Below are 25,132 nucleotides of genomic sequence, written 5' to 3' on the forward strand. Positions count from 1 at the left end.
GATGGAAAAACGTGTTGATAGCTAGGCAAAAAATTCGCTATTTAGTTGTTCTCGGCAATTGCTCCTGCATTGCTCTACCTTCTGCATCCATGCAGTCGTAAATGAGAATTTTTTAACACAGGTAGCGACACGTTTAGCCCCGTAAAATGATTAAGTATTATTGCGGATTGGTATAATACTTTTTAATAATTAAATAGGCGTTAAGCAAGTTGTAAAAGCCCACACTTGTTTAGCGCCTGCTTGTTTTAGTGCACTAGTAGCTGCGTTTAATGTTGCCCCTGTCGTCATCACATCATCAACAATAGCGACTGTTTTACCGCCCATATCCTCTGTACAAATAAAGGCATTTTTTAAGTTTTTAATACGCTTTGCTTTAGATAGCTCCGACTGGGCTTGTGTTTTTTTATCGCGAATAAGTACGTTACTCACTGATGCGTAATTAGCTAAACATGGTTGCCAAACTTGGCTTACCTGATTAAACCCGCGAGTAATGAATCGGCTTTTATGAAGAGGTAAAATAATAAAGGTATCTGGCAAAGTAGGGCTTTGCTCAAAAAACTGCGTTAATTGTTTTTGTATAACTTGCTGCAATGCCTTTTTATAATGAATTTGATTATTAAATTTTAGCCTTTTAAGCCAATGTTCAAAGGGAGGTTGATAAAAAGCACAGGCAAATAATTTATCAAACTCGCAATTAGGAAACATCTCAACAATATCGGGTCGATGCAGTAAATTCTTATGCTTACTAAAATCAAACAATGGTAAATCTTCAAGGCAATAATCACAAAGCCCTAAAGAGGTCGTAATCGTATTTTGACATTGCACGCAATAAGAGGGAAATAACCAATTTAAAACGGCTTGTTTCACTGACTCTCTCCTTGCATTGCAATCGCCTTTTTAAACGTTATGATGAGCCTAAGTTTGGTAAAGGTTAGGCAAATATGCAAAATGAGTTAGTGTTATTACATGGTTGGGGAATGAATCAGGGCGTATGGCAGTTAGTACAGCCAGAACTTGAGTTTTTATATTCAGGAAGTGTACGTAGCCTTGACCTACCTGGGTTTGGTAATAGCCATGTTTGCCCAAGCCCTTATACTTTGCATGATGCAGCAGAAACTTTAAGTAAGCAGTTAAAGCCGAAGACCATTTTAATGGGGTGGTCGTTAGGTGGATTATTTGCACTTTATATTGCTAAGCATTGGCCTGAAAAAGTATCAAAAGTTATTTTAATTGCATCGACTCCTTTTTTTGCGGAGGCAGATAATTGGCCCGGAATAAAAGCGAATGTATTGGCGCAGTTTAAAGAGCAGTTAGTTAATCATCGAGAAAAAACAATAGAGCGCTTCTTAGCTATTCAAGCGATGGGTAGCGAGTCGGCGCGTGATGATATAAAGCTGCTTAAACAATTACTAAATCAGTACAGCGCACCACAAAGCGACGCCCTGAGTGCTGGTTTAGATATTTTACAAAACGACGATTTACGTGATTTATTTGCTCATTGCCCAGTACCTATCAAAGGAGTATTTGGCCGACTTGATGCCTTAGTGCCTTATAAAGCAATTAGTGAAATGTCAGTACTAAATACTGAGTTTGAATATGAGGTGCTAGATAAAGCGTCGCACGCGCCATTTATTTCTCATAAAAGTGAGTTTTTATCTGTCGTTAAATCAATGCTTTAAAATAGAGCTAAGAATAGCGCTGTTTAAAGCTTTATTTTGAGCAGAACCTGAGCGATAATTAAACAATGTTTATTTGGTGGAGGTTTTAATATGCCAATCGGATCTGTATTTAATAGTGGTGTAGAAGGGTTTAATCGAGCTAGCCAAGGTATTGAAAAAGCCAGTGCTGAGATTAACCGTGCCAGTATAGAACAGCAAGATGACGCGCAATTAGCGCAGCAACGTCAGCTTACAGCAGCACGCCCTGAAGAAGCTATTACTGCACCTGTAGCACAGCCTGCTCGTGTTGATGAAGCACTTGTTAACTTAAAAGTTGAAGAGTTTAATGCCAAGGCAAATACGCAATCAATTCAAACGGCCGATGATGTACTTGGCACGTTAATCGATATTAAAGTTTAGTATTATGAATATTGTCACGCCATTTCCTTCTATCAATATAAACACTGCAAATGTTTATACGGAAACTGCACGGCGTGACAACCAACTACGCGAAGTTATTCCTGCTCCCGCATCTAGTAGCGCAAGCAATACAGAAACCAAAGCGCAAAGTGATTCTGAAAAAGCAAAATTACCAGGCAGTAGCGATGGTGCGACGTATAACGCAACGGGGAAAATAGCAGACGAAAAGTCAGTTCAGCAGCGCGATGGAAACTCAGAAAACCCTGAGGGCTCTGAGGAAGACAGTGAAGCAATTGAGAAAAAAGAATCTGAGCAAGAAGAGCTGCAATTAGAACAAGAACAACAACAAATTACAGAGCTAAAAGCACGAGATACTGAAGTACGAATACACGAGCAAGCGCACGCTTCTGTAGGTGGGCAACATGCTGGCTCGCCAAGCTATGAGTATCAACGTGGCCCAGATGGTACTAACTACGCAGTTGGCGGAGAAGTACAAATAGATGTGTCAGAAATTCCGGGTGACCCGCAAGCGACTATAGACAAAATGCAAACGGTACGAGCTGCCGCATTAGCGCCTGCAGAGCCTTCGGGAGCTGATCGCTCTATTGCCGCAGATGCTACGCAAAAGCTAGCAGCGGCTCAAGCTGAGCTTGCACAACCTGAAAAAGAAGACGACGAAGACGCAAAAAGTAAACTTGAAGCGTCATTCTCTAGCGATGAAAGCAGCGATACAAAAACAGCTAAAAGTGACGAGCAAACACGTGATGCCGATGTTGAGGCACGGGCGGGGCGTATTGCTAACTTTTATCAAATGGCTACATCGCCAGCGAGCCGAAGTAGTTTTTCAGCGTTAAGTTAATAATTTAGTAAAACGTAACCACAAAAAAACCGCTTACACGGTTTTTTTCGTTTTAGCTTAGCTGTACAAGTATTATTTTTTCACTTTAGCATTAGCGAACGCATCGGCAAATGCATTACCCATTAACGCATTGCCATTGTCACGTTTAGGCTTTGCAGCGCGAGGTTGCGAATTATTAGCACGTGTTTGTGGCTTTTGCGTAGGTGGCGCTGCTGACTTATTACTTGTGTCAATGTCGTCATCTAAGCGCATAGTAAAGCTTATACGTTTACGTGCAGCGTCTACTTCAACAACTTTAACCTTTACAATATCACCAGCTTTAACAACTTCACGCGGATCTGATATAAATTTATTCGTGATTGCTGAAATATGCACTAAACCATCTTGGTGAACACCTACATCAACAAACGCACCAAAATTAGCAACGTTTGAAACCACGCCTTCTAAAATCATACCTGGTTTTAGGTCACTAATTTTTTCAACACCGGCTTTAAACTCAGCTGTTTTAAATTCAGGGCGAGGATCTCGACCTGGTTTATCAAGCTCAGTAATAATGTCGGTAACGGTTGGTAAGCCAAATTTTTCGTCAGTGTAATCGTTAGCAGCAAGTTTAGTTAAAAAGTCGCTGTTACCAATTAGGTTACTGACATCGACGCTATTGCGTTCACAAATACGTTTAACAACAGGATAAGCTTCAGGGTGAACTGATGAGTTATCTAGAGGATCGCTACCATTGTTAATACGTAAAAAACCAGCCGCTTGTTCAAATGCTTTTGGCCCTAAACGCTCAACCTTTTTAAGCTCACTACGTTTAGTAAATGTGCCGTTAGCATCGCGATAATTAACGATATTTTGCGCTAATGTTTTGTTCAAACCAGATACGCGTGTAAGTAGTGGAACCGATGCCATGTTTAAATCTACGCCTACTGAGTTTACACAGTCTTCAACAACTGAAATAAGGCTTTGGCCTAATTGGCTTTGCGATACATCGTGTTGGTATTGGCCAACACCAATTGATTTTGGCTCAATTTTAACAAGTTCAGCAAGAGGATCTTGAAGGCGGCGCGCAATAGAGACAGCCCCTCGTATAGAAACATCTAAATCTGGGAATTCATTAGCTGCAAATTCAGAAGCTGAGTAAACCGATGCACCCGCTTCGCTAACCATAATTTTACTAAGCTTAAGTTCGCTGTTTGCTTTTATAAGCTCAGCAACCAACTTATCTGATTCGCGTGATGCAGTACCGTTACCAATCGCAATTAGCTCAACTTTATGCTGACGACAAAGTTGCTCTAACGTACGCACTGATTTATCCCAATGATTTTGTGGTGCATGAGGGAAAATAGTTTGTGTAGCTAGTAATTTACCTGTGCTATCAACAACGGCAATCTTACAGCCAGTACGAAGGCCTGGATCAAGACCTAAAGTAGTACGAGGGCCTGCAGGTGCTGCCATTAATAAATCTTTTAAGTTTTTAGCAAATACGTCGATTGCACCAGCTTCTGCTTTTTCGCGCATTGCTGCAAAAAATTCATTCTCTAGGTGTAATCCTAACTTAATTTTCCACGCCCATTGCACAACGTTTAATAACCAAGGACTTGCCACTTTATATTTAATATCTAAACGGTAATGGTCAGCAATCATGTTGGCACATAGTTGCGCTGAATTTTCAGCGCTAGGCTCTGGATTAACATTTAACTGAAGTACACCTTCATTTCGGGCTCTAAGCATAGCAAGCGCACGGTGAGAAGGTACTTTTTTGAGAAGTTCTTGATGCTCAAAGTAGTCACGGTATTTTGCACCCGCTTGCTCTTGGCCTTTAATTACAGTGCTTTCAATTGCGCCGTTTTGGCTTATGTGGCTTCTAAATTTAGCAAGTAATTTTGCGTCTTCAGCAAAGCGCTCCATCAAGATAAATTTAGCGCCTTCGAGTACCGCTTTTGTATCTGCGAAACCTTTTTCAGCATTTACAAACTGCTCTGCTTGTTGCTCTGGGTCAAGGTTAGCATCTTTAAATAGTGCATCTGCAAGTGGTTCTAAACCAGCTTCAATTGCTATTTGGCCTTTAGTACGGCGCTTAGCTTTATAAGGTAGGTATAAATCTTCAAGTTCAGTTTTACTTTGTGCATTAGTTATATCGGCACTTAGCTCTGGCGTTAATTTATTTTGCGATTCGATGGTCGATAAAATAAAACTACGGCGCTCTTCTAGTTCACGTAAATACGATAAACGCTGCTCTAAAAGGCGTAATTGGGTGTCGTCTAGGCCGCCGGTAACTTCTTTTCTGTAGCGGGCAATAAAAGGAACAGTTGCGCCTTCATCAAGTAATTTTGTAGCTGCAACAACCTGTTGCTGCTGTGCGTTTAACTCACCGGCTAAACGTGCAGAGATATCGCTCATGCAAAAACCTTTTTATACAATAAAATAAGACCAGAAGCGTGTTACTGGCGCCGTTAATTGCTTGAATAATATCACAGGAGGTAGTAATAAAAAGCTCTTAAAGCAAGCTATTTCACTTGCTTTAAGATGGTTGGGAGGGGAGTAAATCAATTCAACTAAAAGAGCGCCCTAGTGAGGATGCTCAATGTTTTCTAATACTTCACTGAAAGAGTGAGCAATAGGGCTAATATGTAGTGGAATATGTAATGTTTTAGCTATTTGGCGAGCTGAAATTAAACCACAAATTTCGCTACTTGCTGTTGTTACTAATAAAAACATTACACCTTGATGCTCCATTGTTTGCAGCGCATCACCAATACATGCATAGCTTAAACTTTGCATGCTTACACCTGTAAGTCGGCTAATTGGCGTCATAATATCGCGCAAGCTTACTTCACTTCGTGGGGTATTTAAACGCTCTGCAATAATAGTAATTTTAGAGCTTTGTAAATCGGCGCTAGAAACAAGACCAATCAATTTTTGGTTCTCGTCGGTTACTAAAACAAAATCAGATTGTTGCGAGCTAACTTGTTTAAGTGCATCTGTAATCGTTGTTGTATGCTCTGCACGAATGGGCGTTTTTTGAGTAAAGTTATTTACCATTTTTAGCGCTGGAGATGATAAATCAATCAATGGTTGGTCATCTGCAAATGTGCTTGCAATAACGCCGTGAGAAACATTTTGAGTACGTAATTCTTTAAAGTTAGACATAGTAGTCACCTTAGTAGTTATAAAATTTAATTAAGTTGTAAAATAATGAATTAAATTAAATAGCTAGGTGGTCCGCGTTGGTACGCAGTGCTAAAAGGTCTGTTTAGGTTGGTGCTCTTATAAAAAGAATCTACGACATTAGGAAGTGGTTGAGGCGACCTAAAGGTAATAGTATTAACGTGAGAGTCTACGTCAAAATCGAGGTTTGCTTGGTCAGGAATGTCACAAGCAATAAAGTGATTAGATAGTTTAGCGTTATCAAGGTTTACTTCAGTGTTACTGGCATGCAGCGTCAAACTTACACTCATTAAAAGTGCAAACAATACGGCATTATTTAATATGCGCTGTACTATGTTTGACATAACCACGACCTTAATTAACTGCTTTCAAATTAAACAAATCAACTTGAATAATTCAGTTATAGCTTATTGGTTTAATTTACACAATCAAAAGTTAACATGATCTGAATCAAAACTTTTTATTTCTTTTTTTGGTAATCGATACTGTTTACATACCACTGTTTTTTACCCTGAGGAGTAGGTACCTCAAAATCGTCATCTACTTGTTTTTTAATCAGCGCCCGCGCCATAGGTGAGTCTATCGATATGTAATCTTTTCGGTCGTAAATTTCATCAGGTCCGACAATTCTGAATTTTTTAGTTTCACCTTCTTCGTTTTCAATTTCGACCCATGCACCAAAAAACACTTTTCCATCTTGAACGGGAGAGTAGTCGATGATTTTTAAATCAGGTATGCGTTTGCGTAAATAGCGTACACGACGGTCAATTTGGCGTAGCAAACGCTTGTTGTACTGATAGTCTGCGTTCTCAGAGCGATCTCCGAGGCTGGCTGCCCAGCTAACTATTTTTGTTACTTCTGGGCGTTTAACGTTCCATAGTTGGTCGTGTTCTTGTTGTAATTGTAAGTAACCTTCACGGGTAACTAAATTTGTTTTCATGGTGAATTCTTTATTAGCTCTAATGGTGTGCACGTTATTAAATTTGCCAAAACTTGTCGAGCGTAAAATGTAATAAAGTACGAGTAAGTAAGCTTTGAAATGTTCAGTAACAATCTAAGCAAGTAATTAGTTTTTGATTATTAAGTTTTTCATTTATATTAACTAGTAATTGGATATAAAAATAAGAAAGAGATTATGGGACACGAAACCACAAAAGTATTAGTTGTTGATGACGATATGCGCTTACGCAGTTTGCTTGAACGTTATTTAGTAGAGCAAGGCTTTATTGTTAGAACCGCAGGAAACTCGGAGCAAATGGATAGACTCCTAGAGCGAGAAAACTTTCACTTAATGGTTCTCGATTTAATGCTCCCAGGCGAGGATGGCTTATCTATTTGTCGCCGTCTACGCCAAAAAGAAAATGAAATTCCTATTGTTATGCTTACTGCAAAGGGCGACGAAGTAGATCGCATTATTGGCCTTGAACTTGGCGCTGACGATTACATTCCAAAACCATTTAATCCACGAGAGCTACTTGCTCGCATAAAAGCCATTTTACGTCGCCGAGCAAAAGAAGTGCCAGGCGCACCTGCTGCTGAAGAAAACTTAATCGCTTTTGGTAAATTTACGCTTAATTTGGCAACGCGCGAAATGAGTGAAGGGGATAAAACAATATCGCTTACCAGTGGTGAGTTTGCAGTGCTTAAAGCGCTTGTTTCGCATCCACGTGAGCCACTTAGCCGCGATAAGCTAATGAACTTAGCGCGTGGCCGCGATTACAGTGCGCTTGAGCGAAGCATTGATGTGCAAGTGTCGAGACTTCGCCGCATGATTGAAGTAGATGCTGCCAATCCGCGATATATTCAAACCGTTTGGGGTTTGGGGTATGTGTTTGTTCCCGACGGTGAAAAGTAATATTTATGGGCATGTTTCCGCGCAGTGCTTTTGGACAAACTGTTTTTTTAGTGGCGGCTCTGCTGCTCATAAATCAAATAGTGTCTTATGTTACGGTTAGTTTTTATGTTGTAAAACCAACCATTGAGCAAGTTAACTTGATGCTTGCTAAGCAAATTAAAACAGTATTTATTGACTGGGAAGATGGCGTTGAAATAAACGACGAAGTATCTGCAAAGTTTTTTGAAATTACCGGTATTGAAGTCATGACTCAGCGAGAAGCGATGCGTCAAGGGCTTGGGCAAAGCCGCGAATATTCTATGCTATCGCGTAGCATGACTGAGCAACTTGGTGGTTATTCTCGTGTACGTATTAGCCAAACTGATCCGTTGATTTATTGGGTTGAAGCACCGCAAGCGCCAGGTTATTGGGTCAAAGTACCGCTTAAAGGCTTTAAAGAGAACAACTTAGAGTTTTTAACTTTTTACTTATCAAGTATTGGCTTTTTAAGTGTGCTGGGTGGGTGGTTGTTTGCAAGGCACCTTAATAGACCATTAAAAGCACTGCAACAAGCTGCAGTGAAAGTGGGTAAAGGCGACTTTTCTACCAAGTTAGAAGAACAAGGCTCAACAGAAGTAATAGAAGTAACGCGCGCGTTTAACCAAATGTCGCGCGGAATTGCTGCACTTGAAAACGACCGCCGTTTACTAATGGCCGGTGTATCTCATGATTTACGTACGCCGCTTACGCGTATCCGTTTAGCCACCGAAATGATGGTTGATGAAGATGATTATCTTCGTGAAGGTATTATTTACGATATAGAAGACATGAACGGGATTATTGATCAGTTTATTGAGTATCTACGCCACCATAAACGTGAAGAACTAAGTTGCGAAGATATCAATGCTTTAGTTGCCGAGGTTGTCAATTCTGAGCTTCAGCATCAACGTACTATTACGTTTAAAAGTAATCCAAATATAGGCAATATACCGTTAAGCTCTGTGGCTATTAAACGTGTAATTACCAACATGATTGGTAATGCGCTGCGTTATTCTGAGGGCGATATTGAAGTACTTAGCTACTTTAATTCAAACAAAAAGTATGTAGTTATCGCTGTAAACGATAGTGGCCCCGGCATTCCTGAAAACGAATTAGAGTCTGTATTTGAGCCCTTCAAACAAGGCGATGCTGCACGAGGCAGTGAAGGCAGTGGTTTAGGCCTTGCTATTATTAAACGCATTGTTGATATGCACGACGGTAAAGTAAAACTAGAAAACCGTCCAGAAGGCGGTTTAAGTGCACAAGTATATTTGCCAATAAAAGTATTAACCCCTGCATAGTAAATGCAGGGGTTTTATTATATTAAAGTGCTTTAAAACGAATAGCTGTGCCGCCACTGGTGGCCAGCTCAAGCGTTAGTTTATCGTCTGTAGTTACAATACGTTTTTCGATAGTTATATCGTACGGATTATTTTTCCACTCTGCGTTTTTACCATCTTTATAAATTTGCGCTTCGAACTTTTTGCCTTGCTCTAAAAAGTCGAGTTTTACCTCAATAGTTCGGGCTTTTTCGTCAGTAACAGCACCTAAGTACCAATCGTTTCCTGAGTATTTAGTGCTTTTACGCTCTTTACGAGCGAATACAATAAAGTCGCCTACTTCACCATCAAGAGCAATGCTTTGCTGCCAATCTGTTGGTACGTCTTGAATGAATTGAAACGCATCGGGCTTAGCTAAGTAGTTTTTAGGTAAGTCGGCAGCCATTTGAATTGGACTATACAAAACAACGTAAAGTGCGAGTTGTTTGGCGAGAGTGGTTTGTGGGCGGTTTGTATTGCCTCCTAAACCATTAAAGCTCATATCAAAAATACCTGGCGTAAAATCCATCGGCCCAGATAGCATGCGGGTAAAAGCAAGCATTGGTACATGCTCTGGTGGGTTAGGTGGCGAACCCCATGCATTGTATTCTTGTCCGCGTGCGCCTTCGCGCGCAATCCAGTTTGGATAAGTACGGCGCAGGCCGGTATCTTTAATTGGCTCGTGAGTGTTAATGCTAATTTTATGTTTAGCTGCAAGTTTTACGTTATAAAGGTATTCGTTAACCATAAACTGGCCGTCATGCCATTCGTGGCGAGCAATACCGTTTTTGTCTATACGTTTTATATTTCCGCCATCGGCTACATAACCTGTTTTTACTTGGCTTACGTTTGATTTTTCGTAAAGGGCAAAGGCATCTTCCATTTGGTCACGGTAGTTGCTTACATTGCCTGATGTTTCATGGTGGCCAATGAGTTGTACGCCTTTTTTTTTGCCGTATTGAGTAAGCGCTGCTATATCAAAGTCGTCGTACGGTTTGGTAAAGTTAAATACATCGCCATTAAAATACCAATCGCCATCCCAGCCAATATTCCAGCCTTCAACGAGTACGCCATCAAAACCATACTGCGCTGCAAAATCCATGTAGTATTTTGTGGTTTGCGTAGTGGCGCCGTGTTTTTTACCGCTACCCCAAGTTTGTGTGTTTATATGCATACCCCACCAAATACCGACGTATTTACCAGGTTTAACCCACGACACGTCACCGAGTTTATTAGGCTCGTTTAGGTTTAGTATTATATCTGAATTAACTAAGCCAACAGCGCTGTCGGCTATTTGAATGGTGCGCCATGGTGTTTTAAAAGCACCTTGTTTTTTAACTGCGACACCATCTGACCACGGCGTTAAATCGGCAGTAAACGTACCAGAGCGACGCTGATTAAGTACCATGGCTGCATAATCAACAAGTGCGGCTTCATGAATACTAATATGAGTACCATCACTTGTTTTAAACGTAAATGGTGTGTGAGCTAGTGGGGCTTCGTTAAGTGGGGTGGTGTTGTAAACATATTCGTAGCGGTTCCAGCCACGAGCAGGTATCCACCATGCTGTTGCATCATGACTATTGTTTATTGCAAATTCAGTCAGCTCTTTGGTTATTTCTGTATGTTCGAAGCCTACTTGTTGTGGTACTTCGTATCTAAATCCAATCCCACTATCAAATGCTTTAAATCGAATGGTGTAGGTGCCTTTATTTGGCTCCTTTTTTGTAAACGTAACGGCTACTTCGTTATATTCGTCAACAACGTTTTGACGTTCGCCCCAGGGTTGTTGCCACTGTGTATTAACGCTTTGTTGTTTAATGCTTTTAATTTTAAAGCCGTCGCTAAAGGCCGCTTGTGTTTTAAATTCAAACCCCAGTAAAGATTTGTTTATAACCGCTTTGTTTTTAAATTTTATTGCGTAGCTTGGCGTGTTGTTTTCGTCAGAAATGCTTACTGTTATTTGTGTGTCTGGCGATTTTAGCTCTACGGTTTGTCCGTAGCTATTACTAGCAAAGGCTAAAAGCACAAGTGCTGGTATTCTCATGGTGTGTCCTTAGATGAGTCGGTGGTGACATTTAAGGATAATGACTGTTGATGATTAATACGACTGCCTACATACGTATTCAATGTTTTAAAAAATAGAAAGAATTTGGTGGCTTAATCGGTCTATAATGTAAACAAATTGATAATAGCGACAAGAAAATGATAAAAAGCTTACTTTGTGTATTTTTACTAAGTGTTAGTACTGGAGTTTTTGCAGCAAATATTACAATTAAAAATGCTAATAATGACCCGTTACCTAATGCTGTTGTATGGCTAACTGCAGGAGGCCCCTCTAGCGTTATTCCTCCAGAAGCACCTTATGCGATGACCCAGCAAAATCGAGAATTTAAGCCGCGTATTTTAGTTGTCCCACAAAATGCAAAGGTAGAGTTTCCGAATGCGGACTCAATCATGCATCATGTTTATTCATTTTCTAAAGCTAAAACATTTGAATTAAAGCTATATAAGGAGCACCCAAAAGCGCCTATTACTTTTGATCAAACGGGTGTTGTTGAGCTTGGCTGTAATATTCATGATTGGATGTTAGGCTATATTGTGGTGGTAGATAGCACTATTTTTGCAATCACTGATGAAAATGGACATGTAGATTTAAATGCCAATGCAGGCGAATACACGTTAAGTGTTTGGCATTCTGGGTTTAGCGATATTAGTAAGATTGAATCTCAAACTATTACTGTGGCTACCAACCCTATCACTTATAAAGTAAAGCAGGAAATAGCGGAGCAAATTGATTTTGCTACGGATGAATTTGATGATTATTAATAGGCTAATGAGACTGGCACTTGTAGCCGGTGCTTTATGTTTTAGTAATGTGTTGTATGCACAAGTAAAAGGCTTAATACAAATTAGAGCCGTGCAGGGTGATAATACGCTTAGTTTTCAAGAAGGCGGTATCGGACTATATCGGCACGATACTAAAAGTGATGAGCTTATTCTATCGCAAGGTATTTTAGATTTTAATGTTGATTTAGCATCTAGTTGGTCGGCTCACGGCGTGTTAAATGCGAATCAAGATCCTGACGTTGGCCTTGGTTTTACGCAAGCTTTTGTAAAGTATCAGCCACTATCTAACAGTAACTATAAATGGCACGTGCGCGTAGGGGGATTTTATCCGCTTATGTCGCTTGAAAACCCTGACATAGGCTGGACTTCTCCTTATAACTATACAAATTCAGCTATTAATAGCTGGATAGGTGAGGAAGTGCGTACCGTTGGTGCTGAAGTGACTATTAAGCGCCCAGCAAAACGTTTTAACAGCAGACATAGCTTTAGCTTTGTAGGTGCGACATTTAAAGGCAATGACCCCGCAGGTACTTTACTCGCATGGCGTGGCTTTGCATTACACGATAGACAAACAACGTTTAACGAAAGCGTGCAATTTGCGCCTGTAGCGGCATTAAACGAATACGAATTACGCTGGCAAGCTAATCAGGTTTTACCGTTTGAGGAAGTAGATGGGCGCTTTGGTTATTACGCCGGTATACATTGGGATTACTTAAAGCAGTCTCAATTTAGAATCTACTATTATGATAATAATGGTGATCCAAATACTGTTAATTATAGTTCCGGGCAATATGCTTGGAATACTCGATTTACGAGCGCCGCTTGGCTTTATAAATTTAACAGCAAGACACGTTTTATTGCTCAGACACTCAATGGCAAAACTGAAATGGGCAGTAACGCATTAATTGATAATGCTTTTTATAGCCATTATTTAATGCTAAGCCATAAAGAAGGCAAACACCGAGTTTCAGTACGTTACGATTATTTTAAAGTTACTGACAACGACACAACCGCGTTTGACCCTAATGCAAGCAATGGCGAAGGTTTAACAGCAACATGGCGATACCAGCTTACTAATAAACTACAAATAGGGGTTGAAGGCTCAGCCCTTAAAAGTGTTGCAAAAAATAGAGAGCCAATTGGATTTAATGAACGAATCTCGCAGCAGCAAGTAATGCTAAATGCGCAATGGCGTTTTTAGAAGTATAAAAAAGGGAGCATTTAAATGCTCCCTTTTAAGTTTAATAAAATTGGTATAGATTATTTTTTATCGAATGCGCGCTTCATGTAGTTCGGTGTAGCGAGTGCGCCATGATGAATACCGCTATTGTAGTATTCACTGTGCTTGGCTATTTGTGCCGCGCCATCTTCTCTAAAGCCGTCAAATGCTTGTGATTTACGTGCAAGTGTTACTGACCATAAACCGCTTGGGTAAATTGGTTGTGGGAATGGTAATGTTTGTAAATCGTTAAAGCCTACGCTTAGCATTGCTTCGCGCATTTCAACTAATAATGGCATGTGCATAAGTGGCGATTCACTTTGTTGCACTAAAATACCGCCTGGGCGCAGTGCATCTAAACAGCTTGTGTAAAACGCATGATTAAATAAACCTTCACCTGGACCTACCGGATCGGTGCCATCAACAATAACCACGTCGATAGATTCGCCAGCGGCTTCGCGCATGTATTTAATACCGTCGTCAAACATAACAGTTGCACGGGCGTCGTTATTAGATTCACAAAGCTCTGGGAAGTATTTTAACGACATTTGTGTTACTACTTCGTCTATATCTATTTGCGTTACAGTTTCTACGCCTGGGTGTTTTAATACTTCGCGTAAAGTACCGCAGTCGCCGCCGCCAATAATAACGACGTTTTTAGGGTTTGGATGCGCTAAAAGTGCAGGGTGGCTGATCATCTCATGATAAAAGAAGTTTTCGCGGGTTGTTACCATAGTACACCCGTCGATGATCATTAAATTACCAAAGTCTGTGGTTTCAAACATTTCTACCTTTTGAAAAGGAGACTGTTTTTCATCTAACTTTTTATTAATACGTAATGAAAATGCGCTGCCATCGCGGTCGCTAATTTCAGTAAACCACTTACTTTGATCTAAATTTGCCATAGTTACTATTACACTTTTTAGGTTGAGTATGAAAAAGGGGCAATTCTGCCAGTGCTTGGCGTTTTGCTCAATGACATTTTAACTGATTTGACGAATAAAGTTAGTTAGGAGTGAGTGAAAGTTCAATTTTTGTTAGCCTAGTGGATAGTGACGTATTAAAATGCGCCTTTATACCTAATTGACTAAAGAAGAGTTGCCATGACCTGGGGTTTAGAAACAGCACGCGCCACTTATAACGTTGCTCATTGGAGTGATGGTTATTTTGATATTAACGCACAAGGCGAACTGGTGGCTTACCCAGATGGCGACCAAACAAAACCGGCCATTTCTTTAACGCAATTAACTGAGCAGTTTAAGCAACAAGGTTTAACGCTGCCGGTTTTAGTACGCTTTACCGATATTTTAAAAAATCGTGTAGACACCCTTACTAACGCGTTTACGCAAGCGCGAGCAAATCGTGAATATAACGGAAAATACACCTGTGTTTACCCAATTAAAGTAAATCAGCAACGTTCTGTAGTAAGTAAGCTATTAGCGCATCCAAGCGGGCTTGTTGGCCTAGAAGCAGGCTCAAAGCCAGAACTTATGGCTATTTTGGGTGTAGCAAAAGAGCCAATCACAATAGTGTGTAACGGCTATAAAGACAGTGAGTTTTTACGCCTAGCGTGTATTGGTCAAGCAATGGGCCACAGCGTAAAAATTGTGGTAGAAAAGCTTTCAGAACTGACCACACTACTTGAAGAAATAGACAACCTAGGCATTGAACCGGCTATTGGTATTCGCATTCGCCTAAACTCAGTAGGCAAAGGCAAGTGGCAAAACACGGGCGGCGAAAAAGGCAAGTTTGGTTTAACAGCAGGCCAAGTACTAAGTGCTGTTGAAGTGCTTAAAAAGCATAATAAGCTGCACTTAATGCAAATGGTGCATTTTCATATTGGTTCTCAAATTGCCAATATTCGTGATATTCACCGTGCTTTACGTGAATGTGCACGCCACTTTGCTGAGCTTACACAATTAAACGTACCGTTAAATACCGTTGATGTGGGCGGCGGCTTAGGTGTTGATTACGAGGGCTCTGGCTCGCGTAGTGCATGTTCAATGAATTACACCGTAGAAGAGTATGCGCGTAACGTAGTGAATGCATTTGCTGAGGTGTGCGATCAGCATAACCTTACGCATCCGGCCATTATCACCGAGTCGGGGCGTGCTTTAACTGCTCACCATGCGGTATTAATTACCGATGTAATTGACGTAGAAAAAGCGCCTAATCATTTAAATCCAGAGCCACCGCTTGAAAATAGCGCATTAGTGCTTGATGAAATGTGGCAGTGTTTACAGCGTTTAAACCCGCGTATGGCATTAGAGATTTATCACGACGCTATGCACTTATTTAGCGAAGCGCACGATCAGTACGTGCATGGCTTAGTAAGCATGCTAGAGTGGGCGAAAATAGAGCAGCTTTACTTTACTATTTTACATCGTGTACGTGCATCGCTTAGTAATAACGCGCGCGCGCACCGTGAAGTACTCGACGATTTAAACGAAAAGCTTGCTGATAAACTCTTTGTTAACTTTTCATTATTTCAGTCGTTGCCTGATGTATGGGGTATTCAGCAGTTGTTTCCTGTTATGCCAATCGAAAACTTAACTCAGCCATTGACTCAGCGCGCGATTATTCAAGATATTACCTGCGATTCTGACGGGCAAATCCGCGAATACGTTGAAGGCGCTGGTATCGAAACCAGCCTACCTATTCCAGAATATAAACACGGTGAGCAATACCACATTGCTATGTTTATGGTGGGTGCATATCAAGAAATTTTAGGCGATTTACATAACCTATTTGGTGACACTGATTCAGTGCATGTAGAGCTTAACGATGAAGGTTATGTGTTAACCAATGCCATAAAAGGTGATAGCGTTAAGGATGTATTAAAGTTTGTTGACTATGATAGCGCCATTTTAGCTGACAACTTTGCGTACCAAGTTAATAAACTTGATGTATCGACGCAGTGTAAAGAAGGTTATTTAGCTGAGCTTAATGCAGGCCTTGAAGGCTATACCTATTTTGAAGATTAATTTGTAAGCAACTGAAAGCGCAGTATTAGTGGCTGCGCAATGTTTAAAGGAATGGAAGTAATGTCAGTTATTCGCAGTGTATTTAGTATTATTTTTTACACAATAAACACACTTTTTTGGTTTGTGCCTATTTTTGTTTGTGGGCTTATAAAGCTTATCCCTATTAAGCCTTTACAAAAGCTTATGAGCTGGGCAGCTAAGCAATTTGCAACTATTTGGGTTACCTTTAATAGCTTAAATCAAAAGTTATTTACGCCAACTAAACTTAATGTAACTGGCCTTGAAGACCTTAAACTAAAGGATTGGTACCTAGTAATAGCAAATCACCAAAGCTGGGTCGATATTTTAGTATTGCAACGTGTGTTTAATCGAAAAATTCCATTTTTAAACTTCTTTTTGAAAAAAGAGCTTATTTACGTGCCTATTTTAGGTTTGTGTTGGTGGGCGCTTGATTTTCCGTTTATGACTCGCACGAGCAAAAGCCAATTAAAAAAGAATCCAAAGTTGCGTGGCAAAGATTTAGAAACCACGCGTAAAGCGTGTGAAAAATTTAAAGAAATGCCGGTAACCGTAGTTAACTTTGTAGAAGGCACTCGTTTTACTACACAAAAGCACGCGCGCCAAAATAGCCCGTTTCCACATTTATTAAAACCAAAAGCCGGTGGTATTGCTTTTGTAATGCAAGCAATGGGCGAGCAAATTACTAAAGTGGTTAACGTCACCATTCATTACCCAGATGGTATTCCTACTTTTATGGATTTTGCTGGTGGTAAGGTAAAAAATATCAACGTACACGTGGAAGTAAGGCCGGTAAGCGAAGAGCTTATTGGTGACTACACAGGTGATTCTGAATTTAGAGTTCGCTTTCAAAGCGAGTTAAACCGCTTATGGGAAAACAAAGAGCAAACACTGCAATCGCTCGAAAAAACCCATAAGTAAAAGGTAAAAATATGAGCTTACAGTTATGCTAAAAAAGTGGTTACCAAATTGGCTTAACGGCTTAATTGTAGGCTGCGTATTGTTTTCTAACATGATACTTTTTGGCTCGCTAGTATTTGTACTGGGCCTTATTAAGTTATTACTGCCTTTGCCTGTGGTTAACTCTATATTACACAGCGCTTACCGAGGTTGGTGTAACGGCAACCGTTTAGGGCTTTGGTTAGGTTGCCCTAACATTGTGGTTGATATAAGTGGCGACTTAAACTCAAAAAGTTGGTATTTACTTATTTGTAACCACGCGAGTTGGTTAGATATAACTGTACTTAGCTCATTACATGCATTGCCTGCCCCTAAGTTCTTTTTAAAAGACGGGTTAAAATACATGCCTTTTATTGGCACTGGTGCGTGGGCTATGGGTATGCCGTTTATGAAACGGGTAAGCAAAGCGCAATTAGCTAAAAATCCAAAGTTGAAAGGGTTGGATGTAGAGCGCACGAAGCGTAGTTGTCGTAATTTTCGTCATCATCCTACTACCATCATTAATTTTGTTGAAGGTACACGCTATACGCCAGCCAAACATAATCTGCAACAAAGTCCTTTTAAACATTTATTAAAGCCCAAAGCGGGCGGCATTGCTTTTGCGCTTGAAGTATTAGCCGATCAATTTGATGCCATGCTTAATACAAGTTTAGTATATAGCGGTAAGACAGATCATGTTTGTCGTAACTTGTTAAAAGGTGAGCTAGATTCTATTTATGTTTCAATAAACGTAACGCCCATTAATGAAAGTATGCAGGGCAGCTATCAAAGCGATGACGTATTTAAAGTTAATTTTCAACATTATGTGAATGAGCTATGGGTTGCTAAAGATCAGCAGCTTGCCGATATTTATGCTCAACAAGATTTACCTGAACCACAAATCAGTAAGGAAATTGAAACACTATGACCAACACCCACCTACAGGAATTAATTGCTCCTTGGTTTGAAAAAGTACCCGACGCGGATTTTCTTAGCTCAATCACCGCCGTCTCAATAGGAATATTCTCTTTATTAATTGTTTACTTATTTACTCGTAGGTTAATGTTACCTGGCATTCAAAAAATAGTGACGAGGCTTTCCCCTGAGCGAATTGGTGCGCTTTCGCCTATGCTTAATAAGCTAAATAAACGTATTGCAGGAATGCTTTGCTGCGTATTGTTTTTAGCTACATTTGATAGTGTATACCCAGTTAACGAAATAGCAGCAGAAATACTAAAAACGATAGGACAAGCTTTGCTTATTATTTATGCAGGGTTCATTTTTAGTAGTATTGTGAGCATTGCGGGTACTATTTATAACCAGTTAGAGTTTGCCCGCGAAGTACCTATTCAGGGCTTAATTCAGGTTGTTAAGCTAATAACCTTTATTGTGTGTGCAATTTTAATTGTGAGCATTTTTCTTGAGAAGTCACCTACTTATATTCTCTCTGGCTTTGGTGCTATTGCTGCCGTTACGTTATTAGTATTTAAAGACACTATTTTAGGCTTTGTAGCCAGTATTCAAATAGCAGCAAATCGCCTAGTAACCTATGGTGATTGGATTCAAGTAGAAAACTACGGCGCCGACGGCGAAGTAATTGATTTGGGTTTAAACACTGTAAAGGTACGTAACTGGGATAACACCATAACAACTATTCCAACTTATATGTTGGTAGCGGGTTCATTTAAAAACTGGCGCGGCATGCAAGAGTCGGGCGGTAGGCGTATTAAACGTTCACTTAACATAGATATGCACAGTATTTGTTTAGTGGGTGATGAGTTTAGAAAACAAATTGATGCGGCTATTCCGCTTCATGACTATATCCGAGTAACGACATTACCTGCTCAGGTTTCTAATTTAGGGCTGTTTCGTCGTTATGCAGAAGGCTATTTAAAACAGCACAGTAAAATTAATACGTCGCTTACGTTAATGGTACGAGAGCTACAACCACTTAATCATGGTTTGCCTATTGAGTTTTATTGCTTTAGTGAAGATAAACGTTGGATTTCGTACGAGCACTTACAAGCCGAAATAATGGATCATTTGCTTGCGGTATTACCTGTGTTTGGGCTTAGGGCGTATCAAAGTGTTAGTGGGCAGTTAAGCCCTCCTAACGAGCAACAAACAGATAAGCCAACATTTAGAGTGATGGCAAATAGTGTTGTAAAAGACCCACAGTAATAAACAAAGCTAAGAGCCACCAAATAGGTGGCTTTTTAAATTGCAGCCATGCAAATACAATTATTACTAACGCAACTTGCCAAAGACTATGCACCGCTGATGTCCAGATTGGCGAATACAGTGCAGCCGCTAAAAAACCGACTACCGCAGCATTAAGCGCCGCTATTGAGCTTGCAAAGCGTGGCTTACTTGCCAAGTTAATCCAGCTCTTTTGAAACGCGAGTATAAGTAAAAAACCAGGCATAAATATAAGTAGTGTAGCTATAAGAGCACCCACTAAAGGTTGCTCTGTAGTAAGTTGTGCGCCTAAGTAAGTAGCAATAGTAAACATAGGTCCTGGCACCGCTTGTGCACTCGCGTAAGCACTTAAAAACTGATCATCACTCAATGCTGGTACGCCTGCTTGAAGTACCGGTAGTACTACGTGTCCGCCGCCAAACACCATTGCACCTGCTTGGTAAAAAGGGGCAAACAAAGCAAACTCATGGCCTAGTGGAATAAAGCTCACACCAAGTAAGAGCGCAAATAACCCCAGTGCAATCCAATTAATATAGCTTTTTGTACTGCTAACATTTTTTGTGGCTGTACCAAGTTTTAATAAAGGCCATATAGCACCTACTGTTGCAGCGGTTATTAAAATAGCGATTTGAGTTCCCATCATTGGAAATAATACCAAAGCAAGTGTACTCATTACGGCAAGTAACTTAAGCGCAGCACTTGTACAAAAGCTTTTAGCCATACTAAGTGTGGCATCAGCAACTATAACAACGGCAAATAACTTTAAGCCTGTAATAATAGCAAAGTAAACAGCGTCAAACTGATGTGCACTTACAGCAAGTAGCACCATTATTAAAAACGAAGGCAGAGTAAAGCCTACAAAGGCAGCTATACCACCCAGTACGCCAGCACGCTCAACGCCAATAGCAAAACTAACTTGGCTAGAGCCTGGTCCTGGCAGTGCTTGGCTTAAACTAATAAGTTGTGCGTAACGAGTATTGGTTAGCCAATTTAACGAGTCTACAAAGTGACGTTTAAAATAACCTAAATGCGCAGCGGGGCCACCAAAACTCATGCACCCTAGTAAAAAAAACTGTCTAAAAATAGCAATTAACATTGCGCCAATATCCTTTGTAAAATTCATTAAATTGTCACAGCGTAGTATGACATTTTTATTAAAATGGCACATTAGTTTGAGGTCTGTTTAACAATCAAGCAAGATGCGTTGCTTTTAACACTCTCTTCATAGTTTGTTCATACATGTATTTGCATACTCTTGCTAAATTCTTAATGAATAAGGTATCACCATGACTTTAACTAAATCACTTTTAAGCGTAACCGTAGTAGCTGTATTACTTTCTGGTTGTGAAATGAATAACACAGGTAAAGGAGCCGCTATAGGCGCCGCAGCCGGAGGTGTATTAGGTAAGGCTACGGGTAATCATAAAGATAAACGTATTTTTATTGGTGCAGCTATTGGTGCACTGGCGGGCGCTGCTGTTGGCGACTACATGGATAAGCAAGAAGAAGCATTTCGTGATGAGTTAGCGGGTTCAGGTGTTGAAGTAGTGCGTGAAGGCGATAACTTACGTTTAGTAATGCCATCAAACATTACGTTTGCGACTGCTCAGTCTTATATTTCATCAGGCTTTAACGATACGTTAGATGCGATTGCTAAAGTAATGAACAAGTACGAAAAAACCTACCTTAGTGTGCAAGGGCATACTGACAGTACGGGTAAAGATAGCTTCAACATGAACCTATCGCGTGAACGCGCACAAAGTGTGAAAGACTACTTAGTGAACCAACAAATTATGGCTACACGTGTTAGCACTATGGGCTATGGCGAAACACGCCCAATTGCAACTAATGATAGTGCAAATGGCCGTGCTCAAAACCGTCGCGTAGAAATTCAGATAGTGCCAAATACCGAAGAATAATTAGTCTTTATTGAACTGTAATTCACACAGTTTTTGATACAACGGGTTACTTGCTAACAACTCTTGGTGAGTACCCGTTGCTATGATTTCCCCATTTTCCATTACTACAATTACATCTGCATGTTTTACCGTTGCCAGCCTATGGGCAATAATTAACGTTGTTCTGTTTTGCATTAAATGCTCAAGTGCAGCTTGCACATGGTGTTCGCTTTGCGCATCCAGCGCGCTGGTGGCTTCATCCAGAAGAAGTATTTCAGGGTCTTTTAATATGGCACGTGCAAGCACAATACGCTGCTTTTGCCCACCCGATAACCTCACACCCTGCTCACCTAAAAAGCTGTTATAACCTTGCGGTAACTGTTTGATAAATTCATCGGCATGCGCATACTTTGCTGCGGCATATACTTGCTCATCGGTTGCACTTGGGTTGCCGTAGCGGATGTTATGCATTACGTCGGAGCTAAATAAAATAGGGTTTTGCGCTACCATGCCCATTTTATTACGCAGAGTATTAAGCGATAAATCTTTAATGTTTACATCTTTAAACTTAATAGCTCCGCTAGCCGGATCGTAAAAGCGTTGTAGTAATTCAAATAACGTTGTTTTACCTGCGCCAGAAGGGCCAACAATTGCCACGGTTTGGCCTTGATTTATATTTAGGCTTATTTTATTAAGCGCACTCACGTCTGGACGAGAAGGATAGTTAAAGCTTATATTTTCAAGTGTAATAGCAGGGCTGTTAATGTTTTGCAGTAAGCTATCGTCTTGTGGATCTAGCGGGTTTTCTATCTCACTTTTAACAGCAAGTAACTCAAGTAACCTTGCCGCAGCACCAGCTGCACGTTGTAGTTCGCCATATACTTCAGCAACGGTTGCCACCGACATTGCCACCATAATAGCGTAAAATACAAATGCACCTAACTCGCCGCCGGTCATAGTACCTGCAAGTACATCGTTGCCACCTACCCATAGCATAGCGCTAATGGCACTAAAGGTTAAAAAAATCACCACGGCTATTAAAAATGAACGTTGCTTAATACGTTTTTTAGCCACGTTAAAGGCTTTTTCGGTCTCAAGCGCAAAGGCATGCTGCTCTTGTTCTTCATGGCTATAGCTTTGCACTACTTTAATATTTTGTATGATTTCTCCGGCATAGGTACTTATGTCGGCAATGGCATCTTGGCTAGAGCTTGCTAGTTTACGTACCTTGCGACCAAATATCATCATAGGAACAAGTACCAGCGGTACACAGGCTACAACCACTAAAGTAAGTTTTAAATTAGTAAACAACAGCATAGCTAAGCCACCAATCAACATAAGTACACTGCGCAGTGCCATAGAAAATGATGAGCCGATAATTGATTGCAGTAATGTGGTGTCGGTGGTTAAACGCGACATAAGTTCGCCACTGCGGTTTTCTTCAAAGTAGCTAGGGTGTAGCGTTACAATGCGATTAAACACTGCTTTTCTAATATCGTTACTGACTCGTTCGCCAATCCACGACATTAAATAAAAACGGCTAAAGGTACCGATCGCTAATAAGCTGATTAAGCCAATGAGTACCAGTACAGCTTGTTGTAATTGATCTTTGGAGCCTGCAATAAACCCATGATCAATAACAAACTTAACCCCCTGACCTAGTGATAAGTTAACACCCGCAGTGACCAATAGCGCGGCTAGCGCAGCTACTACCATCCATTTGTAAGGTTTTATAAAAGCAAAAACAGGTAATAAGCTGCTAAAAGCTGCTTTTTCGGATGCAGAGGTGTTTTTTGACATAGTGGATTCTTTTTAAAGGTTAAGGTATAGATATGGCATCATCGGATTAAAAATCAATAGTATTAAATATCATCAATAAGGAATTGTTATGACAACAAAAATAATAAGCGGTGAATTTACAGTGGCTTTAGCGCCTATTGAAGGTTATGCCAAAGGGCAGCAAGGTATTAACTTGGGGCGTATGTCGATTGATAAAACATTTACTGGTGTGCTTAATGCTACAAGCCAAGGCGAGATGCTTAGCGCAATGACACCAACCCAAGGCAGCGCAGGTTATGTTGCTATTGAACAAGTTATTGGTACGCTTGAAGGAAAGCAAGGTAGCTTTGTATTACAACATTTTGGCACTATGGATAAGGGTCACGACAGCCTAATTTTAACTGTTATTCCTGATTCAGGCACAAATGAGCTAAAAGGATTAACTGGCAGTATGAAAATACGCATTGAGCAGGGCATTCACTATTACGACTTTGACTACCGCTTATAAAATGGATAACAAACAATGCAAAAAATAGTAGAATTTAAAAAGCGTGGTTTTTTTAGTAACGGCATTGATGTAGATGCTTTGAATGAGCGCATATACCACTTAAATCAAGAAGGTTGGAAAGTAATAAGTATAAATACTGCGACTGCTTTTCAAGGCCAAATAACGGCCTGTATATTATTAATAGAAAACGATGAACTATAAGGACAAAAATGACATTAGCAGCATGGTTTAGTTTAGTACTTGTATGCATGATGGGTGCAATGTCGCCAGGCCCAAGCCTTGCAGTTGTACTAAAGCATACAATGAGTGGCGGAATGAAAAACGGTATGCTTGCTGCACTTAGCCATGGCATGGGTGTTGGGCTTTATGCGGCAGCTTCGTTACTTGGTTTGGGGACATTGATGGCTCAGTTTCCAACGGTATACCAAGTACTTGTATATTTAGGCGCTGGGTATTTAGCTTATTTAGGTTTAAAAATACTATTAGCAAAACCCAATAATGACGAACTGCAAGTACAAAAAAGTGAGATAAGCGCAACTAAAGCGTTGCAAGATGGATTCGCCATTGCCTTTTTGAACCCCAAGCTCGCTATTTTCTTTTTAGCCTTGTTCTCACAGTTTATTGACCCGCAAAATCTCACTTTAAGCATTGGCATTATTATGTGCTTAACCGTGTTTGTAATTGATACAGGTTGGTATTTACTAGTTGCAGTACTTACTGAGGTTTCAAAAAATCGCTTTGGTTTTACTAAGCAGAACCCATGGCTTGATAAAATACTGGGGGTTGTGTTTATTGCTCTTGCTATAAAAGTCGTTATTAGTTTGTAAGATTGAGTAGAGATTATTGAAGTTTGCAGAGTGTATTTTTAGTTATATAGATAAAGGATTAAAACAATGACAAAACATATTTTAAAAAGTGCATCTTTCGACCCGAAGGTTCAGCAATACTGGATGCTAATGGCCGCTTTTTTTAGTGTACTAGCGCTGGTGACTATTCCGTTGTTACCCATTGTTTTAGCTATTGTATGGCTGGTGGGCGGGCGAATACTCGCAGCTATGTCGGCTGATTTATTGCCGCAAAAACTAGTTGTTAAACGTGGCATATTATTTAAAGTAGAGAAATCAATTCCGCTTGAAAAAATAACTGATGTTGGATTAAGCCAAGGACCGCTCATGCGATTATTTGGATTATATCGTTTGAGCTTTGAAACAGCAGGGCAGTCAGGAAATGGTGCATTGGTATCTTTACTTGGTGTAGTTAATGCGAGTGAGTTTAGAGAGGCGATACTTGAGCAAAAAGATGTATTGGCTAATCAAGGTAAAACGTCGCAGCAGGCAACAGAGCAAAGTGAGAAAGAGCTACTGAGAGCACTTACTTATAGTGTTAAAAATATTGAGCAGATGCTACTTGTTTTACTTGATGAAAAACAACAAAAGTAATT

At 40.3% G+C, this 25,132-nt stretch carries 25 protein-coding genes; 16 read left to right on the plus strand and 9 right to left on the minus strand.

Annotation, left to right across the window (positions count from 1 at the left end):
- Positions 1 to 189: 189 nt before the first annotated feature.
- Entirely contained in the window at positions 190 to 867 is a 678-nt protein-coding gene (locus I6E72_RS16815; RefSeq protein ID WP_101216091.1) for a ComF family protein, read from the minus strand.
- A gap of 74 nt (positions 868 to 941) precedes the next feature.
- Here I6E72_RS16815 and bioH point away from each other — a divergent pair, with 74 nt between their 5' ends.
- The 3 genes from bioH (at position 942) to I6E72_RS16830 (ending at position 2,937) form a co-directional block, all read left to right on the plus strand.
- On the plus strand, positions 942 to 1,679 hold the full coding sequence (gene bioH / locus I6E72_RS16820; protein WP_010554945.1) for a pimeloyl-ACP methyl ester esterase BioH: 738 nt from the start codon (positions 942 to 944) through the stop codon (positions 1,677 to 1,679).
- A gap of 90 nt (positions 1,680 to 1,769) precedes the next feature.
- On the plus strand, positions 1,770 to 2,078 hold the full coding sequence (locus tag I6E72_RS16825; protein WP_007584971.1) for a hypothetical protein: 309 nt from the start codon (positions 1,770 to 1,772) through the stop codon (positions 2,076 to 2,078).
- Positions 2,079 to 2,082: 4 nt separating this feature from the next.
- Positions 2,083 to 2,937: a putative metalloprotease CJM1_0395 family protein gene (locus tag I6E72_RS16830; RefSeq protein WP_197113272.1), complete on the plus strand. Its 855-nt coding sequence runs from the start codon at positions 2,083 to 2,085 to the stop codon at positions 2,935 to 2,937.
- Between the two features lie 72 nt (positions 2,938 to 3,009).
- On the opposite strand, the gene I6E72_RS16835 is transcribed toward I6E72_RS16830, so the two are convergent.
- The 4 genes from I6E72_RS16835 to greB form a co-directional block, all read right to left on the minus strand.
- Positions 3,010 to 5,337, minus strand: a complete 2,328-nt coding sequence (locus I6E72_RS16835; RefSeq protein WP_197113274.1) for a Tex family protein — start codon at positions 5,335 to 5,337, stop codon at positions 3,010 to 3,012.
- A gap of 168 nt (positions 5,338 to 5,505) precedes the next feature.
- Complete coding sequence (locus I6E72_RS16840) at positions 5,506 to 6,087, minus strand: CBS domain-containing protein (protein WP_010554942.1); 582 nt, start codon at positions 6,085 to 6,087, stop codon at positions 5,506 to 5,508.
- A 50-nt stretch (positions 6,088 to 6,137) separates the two neighbouring features.
- The gene (locus I6E72_RS16845; protein ID WP_007584977.1) at positions 6,138 to 6,449 is read right to left on the minus strand and encodes a hypothetical protein; all 312 of its coding nucleotides are present in this window, start codon (positions 6,447 to 6,449) and stop codon (positions 6,138 to 6,140) included.
- 116 nt (positions 6,450 to 6,565) lie between these two features.
- Entirely contained in the window at positions 6,566 to 7,045 is a 480-nt protein-coding gene (gene greB, locus I6E72_RS16850; RefSeq protein ID WP_007584978.1) for a transcription elongation factor GreB, read from the minus strand.
- A 195-nt stretch (positions 7,046 to 7,240) separates the two neighbouring features.
- On the opposite strand from greB, the gene ompR reads away from it, so the two are divergent.
- Both ompR and envZ read left to right on the plus strand, forming a co-directional pair.
- Complete coding sequence (gene ompR, locus I6E72_RS16855) at positions 7,241 to 7,960, plus strand: osmolarity response regulator transcription factor OmpR (protein ID WP_002959552.1); 720 nt, start codon at positions 7,241 to 7,243, stop codon at positions 7,958 to 7,960.
- 5 nt (positions 7,961 to 7,965) lie between these two features.
- Positions 7,966 to 9,279, plus strand: a complete 1,314-nt coding sequence (gene envZ / locus I6E72_RS16860) for a two-component system sensor histidine kinase EnvZ (protein ID WP_024599469.1) — start codon at positions 7,966 to 7,968, stop codon at positions 9,277 to 9,279.
- 22 nt (positions 9,280 to 9,301) lie between these two features.
- Here envZ and I6E72_RS16865 read toward each other — a convergent pair whose 3' ends face one another.
- Positions 9,302 to 11,344 carry a glycoside hydrolase family 97 protein gene (locus I6E72_RS16865; protein WP_197113276.1) on the minus strand — a complete coding sequence of 681 codons (2,043 nt, stop codon included), beginning with the start codon at positions 11,342 to 11,344 and terminating at the stop codon, positions 9,302 to 9,304.
- A gap of 158 nt (positions 11,345 to 11,502) precedes the next feature.
- On the opposite strand from I6E72_RS16865, the gene I6E72_RS16870 reads away from it, so the two are divergent.
- Complete coding sequence (locus I6E72_RS16870; RefSeq protein ID WP_197113278.1) at positions 11,503 to 12,126, plus strand: methylamine utilization protein; 624 nt, start codon at positions 11,503 to 11,505, stop codon at positions 12,124 to 12,126.
- Positions 12,116 to 13,348 (plus strand): hypothetical protein, encoded by a 1,233-nt coding sequence (locus tag I6E72_RS16875; protein ID WP_197113281.1) that lies wholly within the window; start codon positions 12,116 to 12,118, stop codon positions 13,346 to 13,348. The genes I6E72_RS16870 and I6E72_RS16875 overlap by 11 nt, the downstream gene beginning before the upstream one ends.
- A gap of 59 nt (positions 13,349 to 13,407) precedes the next feature.
- Here the strand turns inward: I6E72_RS16875 and speE are convergent, their stop codons facing one another.
- A complete protein-coding gene (gene speE, locus I6E72_RS16880) occupies positions 13,408 to 14,271 on the minus strand; it encodes a polyamine aminopropyltransferase (RefSeq protein ID WP_197113285.1) in 864 nt (287 codons plus the stop codon).
- 198 nt (positions 14,272 to 14,469) lie between these two features.
- Here speE and speA point away from each other — a divergent pair, with 198 nt between their 5' ends.
- Genes speA through I6E72_RS16900 form a run of 4 tightly spaced genes read left to right on the plus strand, consistent with a single transcriptional unit; the run spans position 14,470 to position 19,488 of the window.
- On the plus strand, positions 14,470 to 16,350 hold the full coding sequence (gene speA, locus I6E72_RS16885) for a biosynthetic arginine decarboxylase (protein ID WP_024591379.1): 1,881 nt from the start codon (positions 14,470 to 14,472) through the stop codon (positions 16,348 to 16,350).
- 60 nt (positions 16,351 to 16,410) lie between these two features.
- On the plus strand, positions 16,411 to 17,289 hold the full coding sequence (locus tag I6E72_RS16890) for an acyltransferase (RefSeq protein WP_197113331.1): 879 nt from the start codon (positions 16,411 to 16,413) through the stop codon (positions 17,287 to 17,289).
- A gap of 25 nt (positions 17,290 to 17,314) precedes the next feature.
- Positions 17,315 to 18,235 (plus strand): acetyltransferase, encoded by a 921-nt coding sequence (locus I6E72_RS16895; protein ID WP_197113287.1) that lies wholly within the window; start codon positions 17,315 to 17,317, stop codon positions 18,233 to 18,235.
- Positions 18,232 to 19,488: a mechanosensitive ion channel family protein gene (locus tag I6E72_RS16900; RefSeq protein ID WP_024599475.1), complete on the plus strand. Its 1,257-nt coding sequence runs from the start codon at positions 18,232 to 18,234 to the stop codon at positions 19,486 to 19,488. The genes I6E72_RS16895 and I6E72_RS16900 overlap by 4 nt, the downstream gene beginning before the upstream one ends.
- Here I6E72_RS16900 and chrA read toward each other — a convergent pair.
- Complete coding sequence (chrA, locus tag I6E72_RS16905) at positions 19,448 to 20,602, minus strand: chromate efflux transporter (RefSeq protein WP_197113334.1); 1,155 nt, start codon at positions 20,600 to 20,602, stop codon at positions 19,448 to 19,450. The two genes, I6E72_RS16900 and chrA, sit on opposite strands and share 41 nt — an antisense overlap.
- A gap of 190 nt (positions 20,603 to 20,792) precedes the next feature.
- Here chrA and I6E72_RS16910 point away from each other — a divergent pair, with 190 nt between their 5' ends.
- A complete protein-coding gene (locus I6E72_RS16910) occupies positions 20,793 to 21,425 on the plus strand; it encodes an OmpA family protein (RefSeq protein WP_165722786.1) in 633 nt (210 codons plus the stop codon).
- On the opposite strand, the gene I6E72_RS16915 is transcribed toward I6E72_RS16910, so the two are convergent.
- Positions 21,426 to 23,204, minus strand: coding sequence for an ABC transporter transmembrane domain-containing protein (locus I6E72_RS16915; RefSeq protein ID WP_197113305.1), 1,779 nt, complete (start codon positions 23,202 to 23,204; stop codon positions 21,426 to 21,428).
- A gap of 88 nt (positions 23,205 to 23,292) precedes the next feature.
- On the opposite strand from I6E72_RS16915, the gene I6E72_RS16920 reads away from it, so the two are divergent.
- The 4 genes from I6E72_RS16920 (at position 23,293) to I6E72_RS16935 (ending at position 25,130) form a co-directional block, all read left to right on the plus strand.
- On the plus strand, positions 23,293 to 23,691 hold the full coding sequence (locus tag I6E72_RS16920; protein ID WP_197113308.1) for a DUF3224 domain-containing protein: 399 nt from the start codon (positions 23,293 to 23,295) through the stop codon (positions 23,689 to 23,691).
- 15 nt (positions 23,692 to 23,706) lie between these two features.
- Entirely contained in the window at positions 23,707 to 23,892 is a 186-nt protein-coding gene (locus I6E72_RS16925; RefSeq protein ID WP_165726603.1) for a hypothetical protein, read from the plus strand.
- Between the two features lie 8 nt (positions 23,893 to 23,900).
- A complete protein-coding gene (locus I6E72_RS16930; RefSeq protein WP_165722783.1) occupies positions 23,901 to 24,518 on the plus strand; it encodes a LysE family translocator in 618 nt (205 codons plus the stop codon).
- Positions 24,519 to 24,584: 66 nt separating this feature from the next.
- The gene (locus I6E72_RS16935; RefSeq protein ID WP_197113311.1) at positions 24,585 to 25,130 is read left to right on the plus strand and encodes a PH domain-containing protein; all 546 of its coding nucleotides are present in this window, start codon (positions 24,585 to 24,587) and stop codon (positions 25,128 to 25,130) included.
- The last annotated feature ends 2 nt before the right edge of the window (positions 25,131 to 25,132 follow it).

Origin of the sequence: Pseudoalteromonas sp. NSLLW24, from assembly GCF_015864725.1 — a bacterium.
Taxonomy (GTDB): domain Bacteria; phylum Pseudomonadota; class Gammaproteobacteria; order Enterobacterales; family Alteromonadaceae; genus Pseudoalteromonas; species Pseudoalteromonas arctica.

Coding starts and splice junctions, on each gene's coding strand:
- I6E72_RS16830 (WP_197113272.1), top strand. CDS start 2,083: ATGAATATTGTCACGCCATTTCCTTCTATCAATATAAACACTGCAAAT.
- chrA (WP_197113334.1), bottom strand. CDS start 20,602: ATGTTAATTGCTATTTTTAGACAGTTTTTTTTACTAGGGTGCATGAGT.
- I6E72_RS16890 (WP_197113331.1), top strand. CDS start 16,411: ATGTCAGTTATTCGCAGTGTATTTAGTATTATTTTTTACACAATAAAC.
- I6E72_RS16925 (WP_165726603.1), top strand. CDS start 23,707: ATGCAAAAAATAGTAGAATTTAAAAAGCGTGGTTTTTTTAGTAACGGC.
- I6E72_RS16910 (WP_165722786.1), top strand. CDS start 20,793: ATGACTTTAACTAAATCACTTTTAAGCGTAACCGTAGTAGCTGTATTA.
- I6E72_RS16845 (WP_007584977.1), bottom strand. CDS start 6,449: ATGTCAAACATAGTACAGCGCATATTAAATAATGCCGTATTGTTTGCA.
- ompR (WP_002959552.1), top strand. CDS start 7,241: ATGGGACACGAAACCACAAAAGTATTAGTTGTTGATGACGATATGCGC.
- I6E72_RS16875 (WP_197113281.1), top strand. CDS start 12,116: ATGATTATTAATAGGCTAATGAGACTGGCACTTGTAGCCGGTGCTTTA.
- I6E72_RS16865 (WP_197113276.1), bottom strand. CDS start 11,344: ATGAGAATACCAGCACTTGTGCTTTTAGCCTTTGCTAGTAATAGCTAC.
- bioH (WP_010554945.1), top strand. CDS start 942: ATGCAAAATGAGTTAGTGTTATTACATGGTTGGGGAATGAATCAGGGC.
- speA (WP_024591379.1), top strand. CDS start 14,470: ATGACCTGGGGTTTAGAAACAGCACGCGCCACTTATAACGTTGCTCAT.
- greB (WP_007584978.1), bottom strand. CDS start 7,045: ATGAAAACAAATTTAGTTACCCGTGAAGGTTACTTACAATTACAACAA.
- I6E72_RS16825 (WP_007584971.1), top strand. CDS start 1,770: ATGCCAATCGGATCTGTATTTAATAGTGGTGTAGAAGGGTTTAATCGA.
- envZ (WP_024599469.1), top strand. CDS start 7,966: ATGGGCATGTTTCCGCGCAGTGCTTTTGGACAAACTGTTTTTTTAGTG.
- I6E72_RS16920 (WP_197113308.1), top strand. CDS start 23,293: ATGACAACAAAAATAATAAGCGGTGAATTTACAGTGGCTTTAGCGCCT.
- I6E72_RS16935 (WP_197113311.1), top strand. CDS start 24,585: ATGACAAAACATATTTTAAAAAGTGCATCTTTCGACCCGAAGGTTCAG.
- I6E72_RS16900 (WP_024599475.1), top strand. CDS start 18,232: ATGACCAACACCCACCTACAGGAATTAATTGCTCCTTGGTTTGAAAAA.
- I6E72_RS16915 (WP_197113305.1), bottom strand. CDS start 23,204: ATGTCAAAAAACACCTCTGCATCCGAAAAAGCAGCTTTTAGCAGCTTA.
- I6E72_RS16840 (WP_010554942.1), bottom strand. CDS start 6,087: ATGTCTAACTTTAAAGAATTACGTACTCAAAATGTTTCTCACGGCGTT.
- I6E72_RS16870 (WP_197113278.1), top strand. CDS start 11,503: ATGATAAAAAGCTTACTTTGTGTATTTTTACTAAGTGTTAGTACTGGA.
- I6E72_RS16895 (WP_197113287.1), top strand. CDS start 17,315: ATGCTAAAAAAGTGGTTACCAAATTGGCTTAACGGCTTAATTGTAGGC.
- speE (WP_197113285.1), bottom strand. CDS start 14,271: ATGGCAAATTTAGATCAAAGTAAGTGGTTTACTGAAATTAGCGACCGC.
- I6E72_RS16930 (WP_165722783.1), top strand. CDS start 23,901: ATGACATTAGCAGCATGGTTTAGTTTAGTACTTGTATGCATGATGGGT.
- I6E72_RS16835 (WP_197113274.1), bottom strand. CDS start 5,337: ATGAGCGATATCTCTGCACGTTTAGCCGGTGAGTTAAACGCACAGCAG.